This window comes from Methanobrevibacter boviskoreani JH1, from assembly GCF_000320505.1.
In the GTDB taxonomy this organism is placed as follows: Archaea; Methanobacteriota; Methanobacteria; order Methanobacteriales; family Methanobacteriaceae; genus Methanarmilla; species Methanarmilla boviskoreani.
In genome coordinates this window covers 1-18,190 of sequence record NZ_BAGX02000015.1, presented here as the reverse complement: position 1 = coordinate 18,190, position 18,190 = coordinate 1, and the positions used below count along the sequence as shown (strand labels likewise).

General features: G+C 29.0%; 17 protein-coding genes and 1 pseudogene. 14 read left to right on the top strand and 4 right to left on the bottom strand.

The window, feature by feature from the left end; translation table 11 throughout:
* Nucleotides 1–82: 82 nt before the first annotated feature.
* Complete coding sequence (gene pyrF, locus ON24_RS03230; RefSeq protein WP_040681955.1) at nucleotides 83–724, bottom strand: orotidine-5'-phosphate decarboxylase; 642 nt, start codon at nucleotides 722–724, stop codon at nucleotides 83–85.
* A gap of 681 nt (nucleotides 725–1,405) precedes the next feature.
* On the opposite strand from pyrF, the gene ON24_RS03225 reads away from it, so the two are divergent.
* From ON24_RS03225 to guaB, 14 genes are all read left to right on the top strand, one after another.
* Entirely contained in the window at nucleotides 1,406–2,086 is a 681-nt protein-coding gene (locus ON24_RS03225; RefSeq protein ID WP_040681954.1) for an energy-coupling factor ABC transporter permease, read from the top strand.
* Nucleotides 2,087–2,380 carry an energy-coupling factor ABC transporter substrate-binding protein gene (locus ON24_RS03220; protein ID WP_040681953.1) on the top strand — a complete coding sequence of 98 codons (294 nt, stop codon included), beginning with the start codon at nucleotides 2,087–2,089 and terminating at the stop codon, nucleotides 2,378–2,380.
* A gap of 34 nt (nucleotides 2,381–2,414) precedes the next feature.
* Nucleotides 2,415–3,134 (top strand): cobalt ECF transporter T component CbiQ, encoded by a 720-nt coding sequence (gene cbiQ / locus ON24_RS03215; RefSeq protein ID WP_040681952.1) that lies wholly within the window; start codon nucleotides 2,415–2,417, stop codon nucleotides 3,132–3,134.
* Nucleotides 3,135–3,594: 460 nt separating this feature from the next.
* On the top strand, nucleotides 3,595–5,715 hold the full coding sequence (locus ON24_RS03210) for a heavy metal translocating P-type ATPase (RefSeq protein ID WP_040681951.1): 2,121 nt from the start codon (nucleotides 3,595–3,597) through the stop codon (nucleotides 5,713–5,715).
* A gap of 239 nt (nucleotides 5,716–5,954) precedes the next feature.
* Nucleotides 5,955–6,791 carry an ATP-binding cassette domain-containing protein gene (locus tag ON24_RS03205; RefSeq protein WP_201415762.1) on the top strand — a complete coding sequence of 279 codons (837 nt, stop codon included), beginning with the start codon at nucleotides 5,955–5,957 and terminating at the stop codon, nucleotides 6,789–6,791.
* Between the two features lie 69 nt (nucleotides 6,792–6,860).
* Nucleotides 6,861–7,931, top strand: a complete 1,071-nt coding sequence (locus tag ON24_RS03200) for an adenosylcobinamide amidohydrolase (RefSeq protein ID WP_040681949.1) — start codon at nucleotides 6,861–6,863, stop codon at nucleotides 7,929–7,931.
* A 109-nt stretch (nucleotides 7,932–8,040) separates the two neighbouring features.
* Nucleotides 8,041–8,499 (top strand): riboflavin synthase, encoded by a 459-nt coding sequence (gene ribC / locus ON24_RS03195; protein ID WP_040681948.1) that lies wholly within the window; start codon nucleotides 8,041–8,043, stop codon nucleotides 8,497–8,499.
* A 27-nt stretch (nucleotides 8,500–8,526) separates the two neighbouring features.
* A complete protein-coding gene (locus ON24_RS03190; protein WP_040681947.1) occupies nucleotides 8,527–9,219 on the top strand; it encodes a glycosyltransferase family 2 protein in 693 nt (230 codons plus the stop codon).
* Between the two features lie 225 nt (nucleotides 9,220–9,444).
* Nucleotides 9,445–9,807: a DUF2304 domain-containing protein gene (locus ON24_RS03185; protein WP_040681946.1), complete on the top strand. Its 363-nt coding sequence runs from the start codon at nucleotides 9,445–9,447 to the stop codon at nucleotides 9,805–9,807.
* Between the two features lie 196 nt (nucleotides 9,808–10,003).
* Nucleotides 10,004–10,702, top strand: coding sequence for a (Fe-S)-binding protein (locus ON24_RS03180; RefSeq protein WP_040681945.1), 699 nt, complete (start codon nucleotides 10,004–10,006; stop codon nucleotides 10,700–10,702).
* Between the two features lie 9 nt (nucleotides 10,703–10,711).
* On the top strand, nucleotides 10,712–11,923 hold the full coding sequence (locus ON24_RS03175) for an LUD domain-containing protein (RefSeq protein WP_040681978.1): 1,212 nt from the start codon (nucleotides 10,712–10,714) through the stop codon (nucleotides 11,921–11,923).
* 383 nt (nucleotides 11,924–12,306) lie between these two features.
* Nucleotides 12,307–13,023, top strand: coding sequence for a (5-formylfuran-3-yl)methyl phosphate synthase (locus ON24_RS03170; RefSeq protein WP_016358354.1), 717 nt, complete (start codon nucleotides 12,307–12,309; stop codon nucleotides 13,021–13,023).
* Nucleotides 13,024–13,138: 115 nt separating this feature from the next.
* Entirely contained in the window at nucleotides 13,139–13,618 is a 480-nt protein-coding gene (ybaK, locus tag ON24_RS03165; RefSeq protein WP_040681944.1) for a Cys-tRNA(Pro) deacylase, read from the top strand.
* A gap of 437 nt (nucleotides 13,619–14,055) precedes the next feature.
* Nucleotides 14,056–15,540, top strand: a complete 1,485-nt coding sequence (guaB, locus tag ON24_RS03160) for an IMP dehydrogenase (protein WP_016358356.1) — start codon at nucleotides 14,056–14,058, stop codon at nucleotides 15,538–15,540.
* Nucleotides 15,541–15,812: 272 nt separating this feature from the next.
* Here guaB and ON24_RS03155 read toward each other — a convergent pair whose 3' ends face one another.
* The 3 genes and pseudogenes from ON24_RS03155 to ON24_RS03145 all read right to left on the bottom strand — a co-directional run.
* Nucleotides 15,813–16,439 carry a molybdenum cofactor guanylyltransferase gene (locus tag ON24_RS03155; RefSeq protein ID WP_040681943.1) on the bottom strand — a complete coding sequence of 209 codons (627 nt, stop codon included), beginning with the start codon at nucleotides 16,437–16,439 and terminating at the stop codon, nucleotides 15,813–15,815.
* 241 nt (nucleotides 16,440–16,680) lie between these two features.
* Nucleotides 16,681–17,448 (bottom strand): hypothetical protein, encoded by a 768-nt coding sequence (locus ON24_RS03150; RefSeq protein WP_040681942.1) that lies wholly within the window; start codon nucleotides 17,446–17,448, stop codon nucleotides 16,681–16,683.
* Nucleotides 17,449–17,881: 433 nt separating this feature from the next.
* Nucleotides 17,882–18,190, bottom strand: a pseudogene (locus tag ON24_RS03145) (precorrin-6Y C5,15-methyltransferase (decarboxylating) subunit CbiT); the annotation flags it as partial.

Sequence of the window (18,190 nt, the reverse complement as noted above, 5' to 3'; positions counted from 1 at the left end):
TAGGTTTTTTATTTATTTAAAATAAAAATGTGGATTTAATAATTTTTTATTAAATCTTTATAAAAGGAAGTAATGCTTTAAATCATTTATTCAATATGTCGTGTACGGCTTTTTCAGGATCATCTGACTGATAAATACTACGTCCTACAATAGCGGCATTGGATATCTTAAGTGTTTCTTTTGCACTTCCTCCCTGTGCTCCAACGCCCGGTGATATTATAAAGGCATCTTTTCCAACAATGTCCCTGATTTCCTGAAGTCTATCTAATCTTGTTGCAGGTGCCACATAATTTTTAATACCTAAATCTACACCCATTCTTGCAATATCATCTGCTACAGGTTGGATAAATCTTTTAGCTCCTGGATGTGACATTTCTGTTACAAGGAATAAATCCTTACCATATTCATCTGCTTTATTTAGGCAGGCTTTAACACTATCTTCTCCTGTAAACCCATGACAGATAAGACCGTCCGCACCATTTGAATAGGTTATATCAGCTATCTTATCATTAGTTGCATCAATATCTGCAACCTTATAATCACATATAACCTTAAAATCAAATTGATCCTTTAATGTGTTAATACAATTAATTCCAACTGCAAGTGTTAATGGATAACCAATCTTTATAGTGTCTATCTGATTTGATACCTTATCACATATATTGATAGCCTCATCCATATCCATAACATCTAATGCTAATATAATATTATTTTTAACTTTCATATTTATCCCAATAAATTTTAATTATTATTATTTAGTTTATACTTCTTTTTATTTTTTATTACTTAGAATGATTTTAAATTTTTTAAGTTTATTAATGGATTATTTTTTTTTAAAAGATTTTTATTTTTCTATTAAATAATCTCATTTTAGATATTTTTTAAATTTATTATGAATTTTCGGTTATTTTATAGGGTATTTTTGTTTTTTTTTAAAAATTTTTTATTAATTTTATAAATATTATATATCTTATATAAGATTTTTTAATTGTTTATTCAAATATGATTGAATCAAGATTATTTGATTTATTTTTAGTATAATTAAAATTGATTTTATTAATATATAATTTTTTTAAATTTTTTATTATTTTTGTTCAATTTTTTAATTAATTTTTATATAATTCTCTTTTCAATTAATTTAAATTATGTACGAAAATATATTTTTAAGAAAAATTTATATTAATTAATATAATATTGATAAAATTCATTGTATATTTTATCAATTTTCATTAAGTTTATATAATATTTGATTAAAAAATAGTATTATTACTTATTTATTTTTTCACGAAATCTTTATAAGAGCTAAAATATATATTAAGTATTAATCAATTAAACTTAATTTTTTTTTAAGTTTATTTGATTTTTAAATTAGAAATTTTTTATAAAATATTAAGGAGAGTTTAAATTGCATATTATGGAGGGATTTTTACCACCTATGTGGTGTCTTATATGGTATATTATAATGATTCCAATAGTAGGTTATGGTATATATCAAATTAAAAAAATTACGGAGGAATATCCCGATACAAAAGCTTTACTAGCAGTATCAGGGGCTTTTATGTTTGTTTTATCCTCACTTAAAATGCCATCTGTAACAGGAAGTTGTTCTCACCCTTGTGGTAATGGTTTAGGTGTCGCATTATTTGGACCAGCAATTACCGGTGTTTTAGGAACTATAGTACTTATTTTCCAAGCTTTACTTTTAGCTCATGGTGGTATTACCACTTTAGGAGCAAATTGTTTATCTATGGGTATTATTGGTCCATTCTGTGGTTGGGTAGTATATAAGGCTTGTCAAAAAGTTGGAGTTAATACAAAGGTCAATATATTCTTAACTGCATTTGTTGCAGATATTATGACTTATTTCGTAACATCAGTTGAACTTGCATTAGCATTCCCTGTCCCTAGCTTCGGAGCAGCATTTGCAAAATTCTTTATAATATTCATGCCTACCCAAATTCCATTAGGTATTGCTGAAGGTTTACTTACCGTGATTATTTGGAATGGATTATTATCCTACAAACCAGAACTTCTTGAGAAGTTAAATGTAATCAATCCTCAGGATGTTCCAAGTGGAGATGATTAGATGAAGTATGAGAATTGGATTCTATTAATCTTAGTAATAATCCTTTTAGTTGCACCATTTGTAATTTATAGTGGATTAGGCGAAGATCAAGGATACTTTGGTGGAGCAGATGATCAAGGATCAGATGCTGTATCCGAAACAGGTTACCAACCTTGGTTTAGTTCTTTATGGGAACCACCATCAGGTGAAATTGAAAGTTTACTCTTTGCAGTACAGGCTGCAATCGGTGCAATAATCATTGGTTATGCTTTTGGTTATTGGAGAGGTCAGGCTTCAAATAAAAAAGATAATTAATTAATTATCTTTTAATTTTTTTTAGGTGAAATATATGGAGATAAATTTAGATTATGTTGCTCATACAAATAGGATTGCAGATTATAATCCTTATGTAAAGGTAGGGATTTCCTTATTTTTTATGTTGTCAGCATTAATATTAAGTAATAATTATTACTCTATTCTAGTTATCATTCTTTCTAGTGCTATAATATTAGGTATTGCCCGTGTTTCACTTAAGGAATATTGTAAATTTTTAGTTATTCCATTTTCATTTACATTCTTAACATGTTTGTTTATTTTATTCTTCTTTCCACAAGGGGAATATATCTGGGATAGCGGATTCTGGGGTATTGGTATTACAACATATTCCTATACTACTTCAGTTTTAACATTTTTCAGAGTGTTTGCATGTTTTTCAGCTTTGGGGATTCAATCTTTAACTACACCTATCAGTGATGTAATGCATGTTTTAAGAAGTATTAAGGTTCCTAAGGTTTTCTGTGAGATTGCTGTTTTAATGTATAATGCCATATTTATATTTCTTGAATGTGTTGAAACTATGAGGAATGCACAAAAAACAAGATTAGGTTATTTAACAACTTCCCTTACGGCTTTTAAATCAATGGGATCCATGTTTTCTAATTTATTTTTACAATCCCTTAAAAAAAGTGAAACCATGCAGGTTGCCCTAGATTCAAGATGTTATACTGGAGAATTACCTGTCTATAAACCTAATAGGAAGGCAAAATCTTATCCTGAACTTGTAAATTAGATTCTTTATAAAATCTTAAATAGTAATCTTTAAGTATTATATTAATGATATTGAATATTGAAAGTATTATCTAATTTTTATTTATAAAAATTGGATTTTTTTTATAAACCCTGTGTAATACTTAATATTTAAATAAATCTATAAAAAGTAATACTTTTAATTAATATTCTATTGTCTTAAATTTATTCAATTGGTTTTATATGTCTAAAAAAATGGTTATTTTAGGTTAAAACAACAAAATAAATTTTCATAATATTTATATTAACATTTAAAAGGTTTAATCTCATAAACTCAATAATATTGAGTTTTTTTTTATAGATTATAAGTAATACTTAATATATAAACAAACTTAAAAAATGTAATAATTTTATTAAAAATTAATATTCTAATAATTTTCTTTACAAATAGGGTAATACTCATTATATAAATAAAATATAAAAAAGTAATAAAAGGTGATAATATGGATTTTGAGGAATTAATGGATTTCTTTGCAGGTCTTAAAATGACTATTGTTGCAGGAGTTTTCCTTTTAATTGGAATTTTACTAATGATATTTCATATTCAAGTTCCGTTATGGTTAGATCCATCATGGGGTGCAGTTGTTATTAGTGGTTTACCATTAGTATATTTAGCACTTGTCAGATTAATCAAACAGAAATGGGTTTCATCAGCATTACTAATTACTATGGCGATGGTTGCATCATTGCTTATAGGTCAGGTATTTGCAGCTGGTGAGGTTGCATGGATTATGGCTTTAGGTGCCCTTCTTGAGGATTGGACCGTTGAAAGATCTAAAAAGGGTCTTAAAAATTTAATAGATTTATCACCTCAACGTGCAAGAATCGTTAATGAGGATAACAGTGAGGAGATAATTCTTGTAGATGATGTCAAATTAAATGATACATTAAGGGTACTACCAGGTGAAAGAATCCCAGTTGACGGTGAAATTATTGAGGGAAACTCTTCAATCGATCAATCTGTCATGACTGGTGAATCCTTACCTATTGATAAAACCATTGGAGATAAGGTTTTCTGTGGTACTATGAATATGTATGGTGCAATTGATATTAGGGCTACAAGTCTCGGTGAAAATTCATCACTTCAAAAACTTATAGACCTTGTAAAGGAAGCAGATAATAAGAAGGCACCGACACAGAGAATTGCAGATAAATGGGCAACATGGCTTGTACCTGTTGCATTAATAATTGCAATTGCAGCATGGTTAATTACAGGAAATATTGAGCGTGGTGTAACTGTTCTCGTTGTATTTTGTCCTTGTGCTTTAATTTTAGCTACCCCAACAGCCATTATGGCTGCAATTGGACAGGCTACAAAACATGGTGTGTTAATCAAATCAGGTGAAGCACTCGAGAAATTAGGAGGGCTTAACACCTTTGCATTCGATAAAACAGGTACATTAACCTATGGTAAATTGGCAGTATCTGATGTGATGTCCTTTGATTTTAAATATACAAGTGAGGATATATTGCTAATGGCAGCATCTGCAGAGAAACGAAGTGAACATCCAATTGCAAAGGCTATTGTTGAAAATCTTGAAAATAAATCAATTGATATTGAAGATCCATTGGATTTTAAAATGATACCTGGTAGGGGAATTAGTGCCAAAAACTCCTATGGTGATGTATTATGTGGAAATGATAATTATTTAAAGGAGGAAAACATCTCATTTACAGATGAGGTTAAGGCAGAAATCAAATCATTAAGGTCAGTTGGAAAGGCATTGGTGATTGTTGCATTAGATGGTAAAGTTGTAGGTCTTATTGGATTATCTGATATCATAAGGGAAGATAGTAAAGATATGGTTGATGCGTTACATAAATTAGATACAGAAACCATATTACTTACTGGAGACCACAGACAAACAGGGGAATATTTTGCAAAACAGGTAGGAATTTCAAAGGTATATGGTGATCTTCTTCCTGAGGATAAATTAAAGGCTATTGAAAAGATTAAATCATCAGATAAACAGGTTTGTATGATTGGTGACGGTGTCAATGATGCACCTGCCCTTAAAACATCTGATGTAAGTGTTGCAATGGGTTCAATTGGAAGTGATGTTGCAATAGAAACTGCAGACATTGCACTTTTAGGTGATGATATTGGAAAGATTCCATATCTTAAAAAATTATCAAACTCAACACTTTTTACTATAAGATTTAACATTGCACTTTCAATGTGTATTAATGCGGTAGCGATTGTGATGTCTGTAATTGGTTGGTTAAACCCTGTAACTGGTGCTATTGTTCATAATGCAGGAAGTTGCCTTGTTGTTTTAAATGCAGCATTATTATATGATAGAAAATTTGATGAGGATATAAAGGATGATGAAAATAAGGTTGAAATAGATAATGTTCAATTAAATAGTAGTGAAGAAATTATTGATGATAATCTAGTTCATACACATATGCACACTCATAGATATGGGGAACATACCCATTCCCACGAGGGTGTCGAAATTTTAAATGAGATTAAAACAGATGAAGGTATAAAACACTCTCACAGACATATACATCCTGCTAAGTTTAAACATAGTTGTGATGTGTACCATGGTGTGAACTAATTTTTCATTTTTTTATTTTTTAAATTAATCTAATATTCTTATTTTAAGAAATATTAATTTTTTAAACTATTTTTTAGAAATTATTACTATTTTCTTATTTATTTGTTTTTATTAATACTTTTAATAGTTTTTTAAAATCATTTTAATTATTGTTCAAATAAACTTTAATTATTTTTAATTTTAATTTAAACTTTATATATAAGTAAAAATAAATTAATATTAATTATGGAGGGGTTTTTATTTTAGAAGTTAAAGATGTTAGTTATAAATATCCTGATGGAACTCTTGCACTAAATCATATCAATTTTAAAGTGGAAAAGGGAGAGATGGTTTCATTATTAGGTAAAAATGGAGCAGGTAAATCCACATTGTTCTTGCATTTTAATGGTATTTATGAACCAACTAGTGGTGAGGTTCTAGTCGACGGAGAACCAATTAACTATAAAAAAGAGGGATTGATGAAAGTAAGACAGAAGGTAGGAATCGTATTTCAAAACCCTGATGATCAGCTATTTGCACCTACCGTTGAGGAGGATGTTGCATTCGGTCCTTTAAATCTTGGTTATTCTCAGGAAGAAACACAGGAAATTGTAACAGAATCCCTTAAAAGAGTTGGAATGTCTGGTTATGAGAGAAAAGCACCTCATCATTTAAGTGGAGGTCAAAAGAAAAGAGTGGCTATTGCTGGAATACTTGCAATGAAACCTGAAATAATGGTTCTTGATGAACCTACCTCTGGTCTTGATCCTAAGGGCGCATCAAATATTTTACGATTACTTTATGAATTAAATGATGAGGGTATGACCATTATTATTTCTACCCATGACGTTGATTTAGTGCCGGTATATTCAAGTAAGGTATTTGTAATTAGTAAAGGTGTTATTTTAGAACAAGGTAGTCCTAAAGAGGTTTTCTCCAATATTGATCTTATAAGGAAAGCTAATCTAAGACTTCCAAGGATTGCCCATTTATCTGAAATTCTTGAAAAGGAGGACGACATTGATTTTAATGGTGACTATCCATTAACCATAGGTCAGGCTCGTAAAGCATATAGATCTATAATAAAAAACAGATAATCTATATTGTTCTAGTTTTTAATATTTTTTTTAAATAAATTAATTCTATTTTTTTTAAATCATGATATTATGTCAAATAAGGATTTCAAATTAATTTATGAAACCGATTCCCATGATAAAATTTATACCAATAAAGACTTTCTTATAGTTGAATTTCCATATGGGAGGAATGGTGTTTCCATATCCTATTTAAATGGAGGATATAGGGAAGATTTAGAATCTGTCTTTAATCAACATCTATCTGATGATGAGATAAATGAAATCAACATGGATGGAATAGTTGAATATCTGAGATTGAAAGCCAAATCCTTAGATTTGAATGCGGATAAAACATCTTCACTTCTAACTCATGCGGATATTAGAAACACCTCAATAGTTAAAAAATCATTTGAAAAAATATCCGTTACAGCCATTACAACTGCAGGAACAAAAGTCAATGCTGTAAGAGCAGGTGATCCTGCATCCTATTATGAGGAAAACCATATATATTATGATTTAAAAGGGAATAAACTTAAAAAAGATATGGATGTAGGAACAATAAATATTATACTGATTTTTAATTGTTATCTGGATGAAAATTCTCTTTTAAATGCATTAATGACTGCTACGGAAGCAAAATCAGCAATACTTCAACAACAACAAATTCCCTCCCAGTATTCCAGCGGTATTGCTACAGGAACAGGGACCGATGGGATTATTCTAGTCTCAGATAAAAAGTCCGACAATATTGTTGAAAATACTGGTAAGCATTCAAAACTTGGAGAGTTAATTGGCTCAGCCGTTATGGAGTCAATAGCAGAGGCGAATCTAAAGCAAACATGGATTAGTCCCAGTTCACAATCAAATGTTTTAACATTACTTTATAGATATAAACTAGATATCAATGATTTTTATAAGGATTTTACAGAGGATGAAAAGGAAAACTTTATAAAATCCTTACAGGGTGAAATCCACAACCCTAAAATGGTAGCTGTTACATTGACTATCACCCATATAATTGATGATGTGGCCTATAATCTAATGGCATCTAGAACTGGATATAATTTGGCGATATCCATAATCAATAATCTTTTTAGTTCCAATGATTCTAGGGAGGTTAAAAGATTGCTCCTATATTGGATTGATTATTATCTTAAATGATTATTAATTAAATACATACTATCTAGATTTAATTATATATTGAATTATAAAATTTTAAATAAAAAGATAAATAAAATAATAATATTATAAAATAAATTAAATGGTTACTATGAGAATTGGAATATGTGATACTACCTTTGCAAGATTTGATATGGGTCGTGCTGCAGAGGATGAACTTAAAAAATATATTTATGATACTAAAATCATCAGAGTAACAGTTCCAGGTATTAAAGATCTTCCTGTAGCTAGTAAGAAACTCATTGAGGAGGAAAACTGTGATATTGTAATGGCACTTGGAATGCCAGGGCCTAAAAGAAAAGATAAAATATGTGCTCATGAAGCCTCAACAGGTTTAATCAATGCACAGCTCATGACAAACACCCATATCATTGAGGTTTTCGTACATGAGGATGAAACGGATTCCGAGGAGGAACTTAAATTCCTGGCAGAAAGTAGGGCTAGGGAACATGCCCAGAACGTTTATAAAATGATGTTCCATCCTAAACAAATGCGTAAAGAAGCAGGTAAAGGTAAACGTGAAGGATTTGAGGATGCAGGTCCTTTGTAATCTAGAAATTTAAAATGTGAATTTGATATGACAGAAGATATTGACGGTGTATATTTGGTTATTCCGGCTTATAATGAAGAGAAACATGTTAAAAAGGTCTTATGTGATGTGGCTAATTTAGGTTATAAGATCATTCTCGTTAATGACGGGTCAAAAGACAATACATTAAAACTTGCAAGAGAAGTTCAAAAATTATATCCTCATCAAGTTTTCATTGTTTCTCATGTTATAAACCGTGGTTTAGGTGCAGCTTTAAAAACAGGTATGACTGTTGCCTTGAAACATGGTGCACAGTATATAATAACTTTTGATGCCGATGGTCAACACGCTTTTGAAGATATTTCAAAGGTCGTAAAACCGTTAAAAGAGAGTAAGGCTGATGCGGTAATTGGTTCACGCATATTTGACGACATGCCCAGAACCAAACATTTTGCAAATGATGTAATGAATATTTTAACTCATATATTTTATGGTATTAAGGTTAAAGATTCACAGTCAGGTCTTAGGGCTTTTTCTGCAAAGGCTGCTAAGGAAATTAATGTAGTTTCCCCAGGTTATGGGGTATCTTCTGAATTCATTAAAGAAATAAAAGACAATCACATTGAGTTTGATGAGGTTCCAATTACCACTATCTATACTGATGAAACTCAACATAAAGGAACTAATGCAATTGTCGGTATTAAAATCATGTTTAAGATGATTATTGACTTGTTTAGATAGTTTGATTCTTTAATTGGAATTATCTAATCAAATATTATATATTAGTTGGAAGCTTATTTATTTAATTAGAATTTATTAATTGGAAATTTTATAGGTTAAATGGTTATTAGATTGGAAGTTTATTTATTTAATTCAGATTTAATTTGATAAATAAACTTAGATTTTTAATTATAAGGCTTATATATTTTTAAATATTTGAATATTTCAAAATTATTAGGTGTTTATATGGAATCTTTATTGTTATATCAGGTAATAGTTTTGATAATGGCGGTAATTGCCGTTATTCTATTTGCCATTAGATATAAGAATGGAAAAACGAATCTTTCAACATTCCTTGTATCAATTATTTTCTGGTTAATTATTGTTGCTATTGGTATATTTCCTGAATCTACAACTTATGTTGCTCAGATTGTAGGTTTTAGAAGAGGTTTGGATTTAGTTTTTGTTTTAGCTATTGTATTTTTAGGATATCTGTTAATAAAAATAAATATGAGATTAGATTCAGAAAATGAAGAATTAACTAAATTAATTCGAAAAATAGCTATGGATAATGAAGAAAGTCTTGATGATGATAAAGAAGACGATTAACTTTTTCTATTTTTTTTATATGGACAAATAATTAATTATATACTTAATTTTTACATTTTTATATAATGGAATAATTAGTTTTATATACAATTAATATCAAATATTCTATTGATTTAAAACAAATAACTTTTTTTTAAAGTATCTGTCTAAAAAAAACATTTAAATGAATAATTTTTTTTATTAAAGTAGTGATTATATGTTATATTTTAGGGGATGTACTGCAAGAGAGAAGGATTCTAATATTGAAAATGCAACGAAATACATATTAGATAAGGCAGGAATTGATTATCATACCATTGATAATGAAGAATGTTGTGGTTCCATACTTTTAAGAAGCGGATTTTATGATGGGGCTACAGAACAAATGAAAAGAACTTATAATGATATTAAAGACGAGGATCTAATATTAACCTCATGTGCAGGTTGTTATAAAACACTTAATGATGACTATAAAGAAATATTAGGTTATGACTTAAATGTAATCCATATCTCCCAGTTACTTTATAAATTAATTGATGAAGGTAAGATTGAAGTAAACGATAACTTTAAGGATTTGAAGGTAACTTATCATGATCCTTGTCATTTAGGTAGGGCCTCAAAGGTATATGATGAACCTCGGGAGGTTATCGGGAAATATTCTAATCTTGTTGAAATGGAGAATAATCGTGAAAACGCGTTATGCTGTGGCTCTGGAGGTGGAGTAAAATCTGCATTTCCTGAAATCTCAGCAAACATTTCAAAAAACAGAATAAAACAGGCAGAAGATACAAAATGCGACTTAATTGTCACGGCTTGTCCTTTCTGTAAATTGAATTTGGGTTCTAATTCCGAAAATCTAAAAGTTATAGATTTATCTGAGTTTGTAGCAAAAGCATTAAAGAAAGAGGATATATAAGTGGGTAATATGGAAGAAAGAGAATTAAAACAAATGAATAAATCATTTAAATTATTACATAAACGTTTCGAAAAGATTATTAACAAGCCAGAAACTCGCCGTCTTCAGGAAAGGGTAATTAATATTCGTACTAGTGCTATTGAAAACAATGAAGAATTGCAAGAACAGGTAAGGAAAACATTTAAAAGAAATGATATTGAGTTGTTTGAAGCTAAAGATGGTGATGAAGCTATTAAAATTATGGTTGATTTAATTAATGATTATGACAAGGAAAATAAACTTGTAATTAAATCAAAATCAAACACTATGGGGGAAATCAGTGCTCGAAGGAGACTTGAAGAGAATGGTGTAAAAGTTATCGAAACTGATTTGGGAGACAGAATCCTACAACTTAAACATACGGATAATAGACCGGTACACAATACGGGACCTGCATCACATTTAAGTATTGATGAAATTACCGAGATTGTTAATGATGGATTAAATACGGATTTAGATCCTGTGCATCAGGATATATTAAAGACTGTAAGGGCTGATGTTTTATCCTATGTTGATGATGCCAAGGTAGGTATTACAGGAGCCAATGCAATTGCTGCTTATGACGGATCAATTGCAATTGTCCACAATGAAAACAATGTGGCATACGCATCAAGCCGTAAACTTCATATTGTACTTGCAGGAATTGATAAACTTGTTCCAGAAGTTGAGGATGCGGTATCAGTTTGTAAATTAGAATCAGTATTCGGAACAGGCTCACCAATATCCTCATATATCAATATTATTTCAGGACCATCAAAAACAGCAGATATTGAGAAAAAACTATTGAAACCAATGTATGGTGCAGAGAAGGTGGTAGTAATATTACTTGATAACGGACGTTCAAAAGCTAAAGACGAGTGTTTATGGTGTATAAACTGTGGTAATTGTGTAGTTGCATGTCCTGTATACAATGTAGTAGGTAATGAATTTGGTTTTAATTATTATCTTGGAGGACATGGGATTGCATTAAGCAGGTATCTTAATGAGAACGAGGAAAAAGATGATAAAAAATTGTATATGTGTACCTTATGTGGAATGTGTACCTATAATTGTCCTGTAGCCACCCCTACCAATGAACTTATCGAAAGTTTACGTTCAAAAACAGAATTTAAAGTGGATAATCATAGGAGGATTAAAAACAATATAAAAAATAATGGAAGTCCATATAAACATAAAGGATAATTAAATATTTAATTAAGTTTAAATACACTTTATATATTAATATTTAAGAATATTTTTAAGTTAAAGTTTGGATTAAACATTTGTTTATTCTTTAATTCAATTATTATTAATTTTAATCTTATTGAAATGTTATTCTTTAAATATTCTTATAAGAGGCAGTATTATTTTATTATAAATAATAATTATAGAAAACATTTATAAATATAAACTAATAAATTGTTAATTGTTATTTTATTATGATAATATTTTTTTTATTTTAGTTATGCTATATTGGTAGTATAATTATTATGAATTTATTATTAAGGATTAAATTTACTTAATTATATTTTTATAAATACATAGGTTATTTGTTTAAATTTGAGTAAATAATTGGAGGAAATTTTTTGCTTTTATTAATAAGTCCAATCAATCATGAAGAAGCTGTAGAAGCTATTGAAGGTGGAGCAGATATTGTAGATGTTAAAAATCCTAAAGAAGGATCTCTTGGAGCTAATTTCCCTTGGGTTATTAAAGATATTAGAGAACTTACTCCTTCTGATAAGTTAGTTTCTTCTACAATAGGTGATGTTCCATATAAACCAGGAACCGTTTCCCTTGCTAGTTTAGGTGCATTAAAATGCGGTGCTGACTACATTAAGGTAGGATTATATGGTACTAAAAATTATGATGAGGCAGTAGAGGTTATGTCTAATGTTGTTAAAGCTGTTAAAGACGAATCTCCAGAAACTATTGTAGTGGCTGCAGGTTATGCAGATGCTGAAAGAGTTGGAGCTGTTTCACCATGGGATATTCCTAAAGTTGCACGTGATTCTGGTTCAGATTTGGCTATGTTGGATACTGCAGTTAAGGATGGTAAAACATTATTTGACTTTATGAGTATGGAAGACCTTGAAAAATGGGTTGCGGAAGCTAAAGAATATGATTTAAATACTGCACTTGCAGGTTCAGTTAAAAAGGATCAAATCAAGCCATTATATGATTTACACTGTGATGTTGTAGGTATTCGTGGTGCTGCATGTGTTGATGGTGACAGAAACACTGGACACATTGACCGTACTGCTGTTAAAGAGTTAAAAGATTTAATCAAATCCTTTGATTAAATAAAATTCATTTTTAATTTTTAATTAAACCTTTTTTTAGCTATATTTTATTAAAACTTTAGCTATTTTTTTATTTTAAACTTTTTTTAATATTTTTTTTTAGAAGTTGGTTCTTTTGTCTAGAAATGAGGATAAAACAAATGTAATGAGGCTTTTAGAGAGAAACAAAATAGCCTATAAAAGTTATAATTACCTTGATTCCGGAGCTATAAGTGGAAAGGATGTAATTGAGGTTTTAGGTGAAAATCCTGACAATGTATTTAAGACACTTGTAACCGTAAGTAAATCTGATAATCATTATGTTTTTTTAGTGCCTGTTAGTAAGGAATTAGATTTGAAACTTGCATCTGAGGTTGTATCCGAGAAGAAGATTAAAATGTTAAAATCTAAGGATCTAGTATCATTGACTGGATATACTCATGGGGGATGTTCTCCAATAGGTATGAAACATAAATTTCCAACTATTATCGATGATAGCGCTAAGAATTTTAATACCATTTATTTCAGTGGTGGAAAGATAGGTTATCAGGTTGAGTTAAAACTAGATGATCTTTCAAAAATAATTGATTTTAGATTGGCTCATATTACAAAGTAGTTCTATAATTGTTTGGAAAAACTGTTAGCTAAGGTTAAATCATAATATAATGTAATTTTAGTTTTATAATTGTTGTAAAAACTATTTAGACTAAATATATTATGGATAGTTTTATAATTGAAAAGGTTTTGTCATATAATAATGGGTTATTTTAGATTTTCCTATCTATCAGTTTTTTTTTAAAACAGAATATGTTTTATAGTATGATTAATTTCACATTATGTCGTCAATTTATTTTTTTAAATAATTTCATTTTTTCATCGTAATTTTTATTGAAAAACATAAAGTTTATATTTATTAAAAGAGATAAGAATAATAATTATATTTATTTTAAAAAATTGGTACTATATTTTTTAATTATATAATTTTAAATATAAATTTTATATTTTATGATTATTTATTTTTAATTTTTCAAATTTATTTATTCGGTGAGAAATGTGTTTTCAGAAAAAATTCAAGAAGCTAGAATGGGATATACATTTGACGATTTTCTTTTAACACCAAATGCATCATATGTAGAACCTAAAAATGTAGATACAACCGTTAAACTTGATAAGGATATTTCTCTTAATATTCCTATTTTAAGTGCTGCTATGGATACTGTCACAGAATCTGAACTTGCTATAGCACTTGCTCAAGAAGGAGGTCTAGGTGTTATTCACAGGAATAAAACCTTGGAACAAGAAGTTGAAGAAGTTAAAAAAGTAAAATCAGCTGAGGATATTACTATTCGTGATGTAATTACTATCACTCCTGATTCCTCTGTTAATGAAGTTCAAAAACTTATGGATGATTTATCCATTAGCGGATTACCTGTAATGAACGATGAGGAAATTGTTGGTATCATTAGTCGTAGGGATGTAAATCCGATTATTAAATCAGGAAAAGATAGGTTAGTTAAGGACATAATGACCTCTGATGTTGTAACTATTGATGAGAATACTTCTCCTGAAGAGGCTTTAGATATCGCTTATGAAAATAAAGTTGAAAGGCTTCCAGTTTTATCTCCTGATAAAAAACTTGCAGGTATTGTAACTATTAGGGATATCTTAAATCATAAAAAACATGCAAATGCAGCAAGGGATAAAAAAGGAAGATTGTTGGTGGCAGCTGCTACTGGACCATTCGATTTAGATAGGGCAATGGCATTGGATGAGGCTGGTGCAGATATCATTTCCATTGACTGTGCTCATGCTCATAACATGCATGTTGTTAATTTCATAGAAACTATGAAGGAAAATATCGATGCGAAATTATGTGTTGGTAATATTGCAACTGCAGAAGCTGCTGAGGATATTGTTGCTAAAGGTGCAGATGGACTTAAAGTAGGTATTGGTCCAGGTTCAATGTGTACTACCCGTATTGTAGCAGGTGTAGGTGTACCACAACTTACAGCTGTATCCGATGTTGCAGATGTTGCAAAAGATTATAATATTCCAGTTATTGCAGATGGTGGTATCAGATACTCCGGAGATATTGCAAAAGCTATTGGTGCAGGTGCAGATCTTGTAATGTTGGGTAATGCCCTTGCAGGTACTTATGAGTCTCCTGGTGAAATTGTTGTAATGAATGGTAAAAAATATAAAACTTATCGTGGTATGGGCTCTATGGGAGCTATGACTGGTGGATTTGGTGGAGGTGCTGACAGATACTTCCAAGAAATCAAAGGACCAATGAAACATACAAAATTAATACCTGAAGGAGTAGAAGGAGCTGTGCCATATAAAGGTACTGTATCTGAAGTTTTATTCCAATTAGTCGGTGGACTTAAAGCTTCAATGGGTTATTGTGGTGCTAAAGATATTGAAACCATGAAAAGGGTTGCTAAATTTACAAGAATTACTCAAAGTGGAATTAAAGAATCTCACCCACATGATCTTTTAATTACAAATGAAAGTCCAAACTATCCAACATTAGAATAGTTGCTAATTTAGATAATTTTTATTGGATTTTTATTTAATTTTTTTATTTTTATTTTAATCTTATTTCAATCTATTTTTTATCAAATATCTTTTATTATTTTATTGTGTAAAGAATTTAAAATTAAACCGTTTTCTAGATAAATACTAATTTGTTTTAATTTTTAAGAAGATACCTTATTTCAGTTTAAATAAGTTAGAATTCATATAACATTTATTTTTCTATTTTAAACGGTTTAAAAAGATTCACTGGTAAATTTTAAAAAATAGTGGTTTTATTCAATATCTGTAGGTCTGTTGAAGTTCTTAAAGTTTTTCTCATGAATCAAATGATTATCGATTGGAATATAGAAACAGTTATGATTTTTCATAATTGTTCTTACCCTAAGAATTCCTTGACTTATGTATTCTTCCATTATTGGAATGTACTTTCTATTATAAATGGAATGTAATGGCTCCGCTCTTTTTATGATGTTAACATCTTTGGGACTTCTGTGATAGGGTACCAAGGCATTAATTTCCCCATCTTCAATCAATGATTCTAATGTATCGAACATGTAGAATACAAAATTGCCCTCAACATATGGGGAGTCACAGGGTAATACGAGTGCATAATCAGAGTGTATATGTTTAAGGCCTGTCATTATTCCACACATTGGTCCTAGATCTTTTATTTCATCCGTTGTAAAATAGATTTTATAATTATAATCTTTCTGTCTTATAATCTTTTTATATTTTTTAATTCTTTTTTCATCATTTAAAACAATTACAGCTTCATCTATTTGATTGTTTAATGAATCAAGAACATGAATAATCATAGGCTTATCATTAATTTTCATTGATCCTTTATCTTTACCCATTCTTTTACTCATTCCTCCACATAAAAGTATACAAGATTTCATTTTTTTCACGGTTTTTAAAAATTGTTTATAGTTAAAAATAGTTTGTTACTTATTATTATATTATAATTGCTATTTGATTTTTAAATTTAAAAAAAGTAGATTGGTTTTAAAAAATTAATATAAAAATTTAAAAAAAATTATAAATACTCTAAAGGGTATTATTTAGAATCATTTAGCGTTTTGTTGCCCTAAGAGTATTTATTTATTTGGAATTGTTTAACACTTCATAATTTAAGAGTGTTTATTCAGTTAAAATTACATTTGCATCTTCATCAAATGGATTTGTACGAATTGCTAAATTTAACATATATGGATAATGTTTCTTAATAGATGCCAAATATCTAATCCATTCATAGAGAAGCTTACTATAAATTCTGTTCACATCACCAAATAAATGTTTTAAATCTGTTTCCGGTGATTTACTTATATCATCTCTAAAGTCTAACTCTTCCATTAAGTGCATAATTGAAAGCATTAACTGTGAGAAATTATCCCTATTGTGCAATGTAGGATTTGATATGATCTCAAGGACAAATTCCCTGTTTGCATTTAAAAACTCTTTTAAATCTTCAAAAAATAAAACCATTTCATCATTTGTAATTGTTGGATGCAATGTTTTAGGTTTATTTTCCATTTCTTCTAAATGTTTTTTGAAGTCATCATCACTCCAGGTAGAAATAGATTTCAATGCTCTAACAATATCATCACTTTCATCAATTTTATAGATACGACTTAATAGACCATAACCAATTTCATTAAAGAATATGCCCATCATCATATCTATTTTATCCTGAATTTGTTTCTTTTCATTTCTTTCAATCATGTTTTCTGCTACTAATGCTACAATTAGAATGTCTATTGGAATAAATCCTAGATGTAACATTACATAGTGGAATATTTCTGCAGGCTCTCCAAATATTATTGTATCTATTCCATATATAATAAATACCAATATTATGAGGATGATTGCAAAATGTAGCTCCCACTTAGACCATTTTACTTTTACCATTCTCTCACCACTAAAATTTACATCAATAATGTATATAATTTTTTATAGATTTATTAAAATCTATTATTATTTTAATACTTTATTATTGATATATTTTTAATTGATTTAAGTTTAAATTAAAAAAAATAGTTAATAATCTCACACATTATATTAATGAAATATGGAAAGTTGTTAATATATTCTACGATTAATATGTCATTTCTTCATTAAATTTAAAACCATGATCTAAAAAATAATATTTCATTGTTTTAATAGTTGAAAAATGGTTAAAATAGGAAATAGTTTAATTTAAAATAATATTTTCGGTTTGTATATAAAATAGTTAGAATAAGAACTCCAATATTTTATTATTCTAAAATAATTGAAAAATGGTAAAAATAAGAAATAATTTTTTCTATCTTATATCGTTGAAAAGTGGTTATATTAAAGATAGTTAATGTTTAGATGCGGTTATAATACCTATTGGATTTTCCGCTTTCATAAGTATTCCACGATCTAGTATTCTACCTTTTGACACGTTAATCTCCATAAATTGAGGATTATAGTTCAAATCTTTTAGTTTGTTAACCGCTTCAACTTTTGTATCTACAAGTATTGATGTAATTAGGATTCTACCTTTAGGATTTAACTTTTCATTTACAATATCTAAAATGGTCTCAAGTTCCCTTCCACTTCCACCGATAACCGCAATATCCATATTGTCTATTTTTTTAAGGGCATTAACAGCGTCATCTTCCATAAG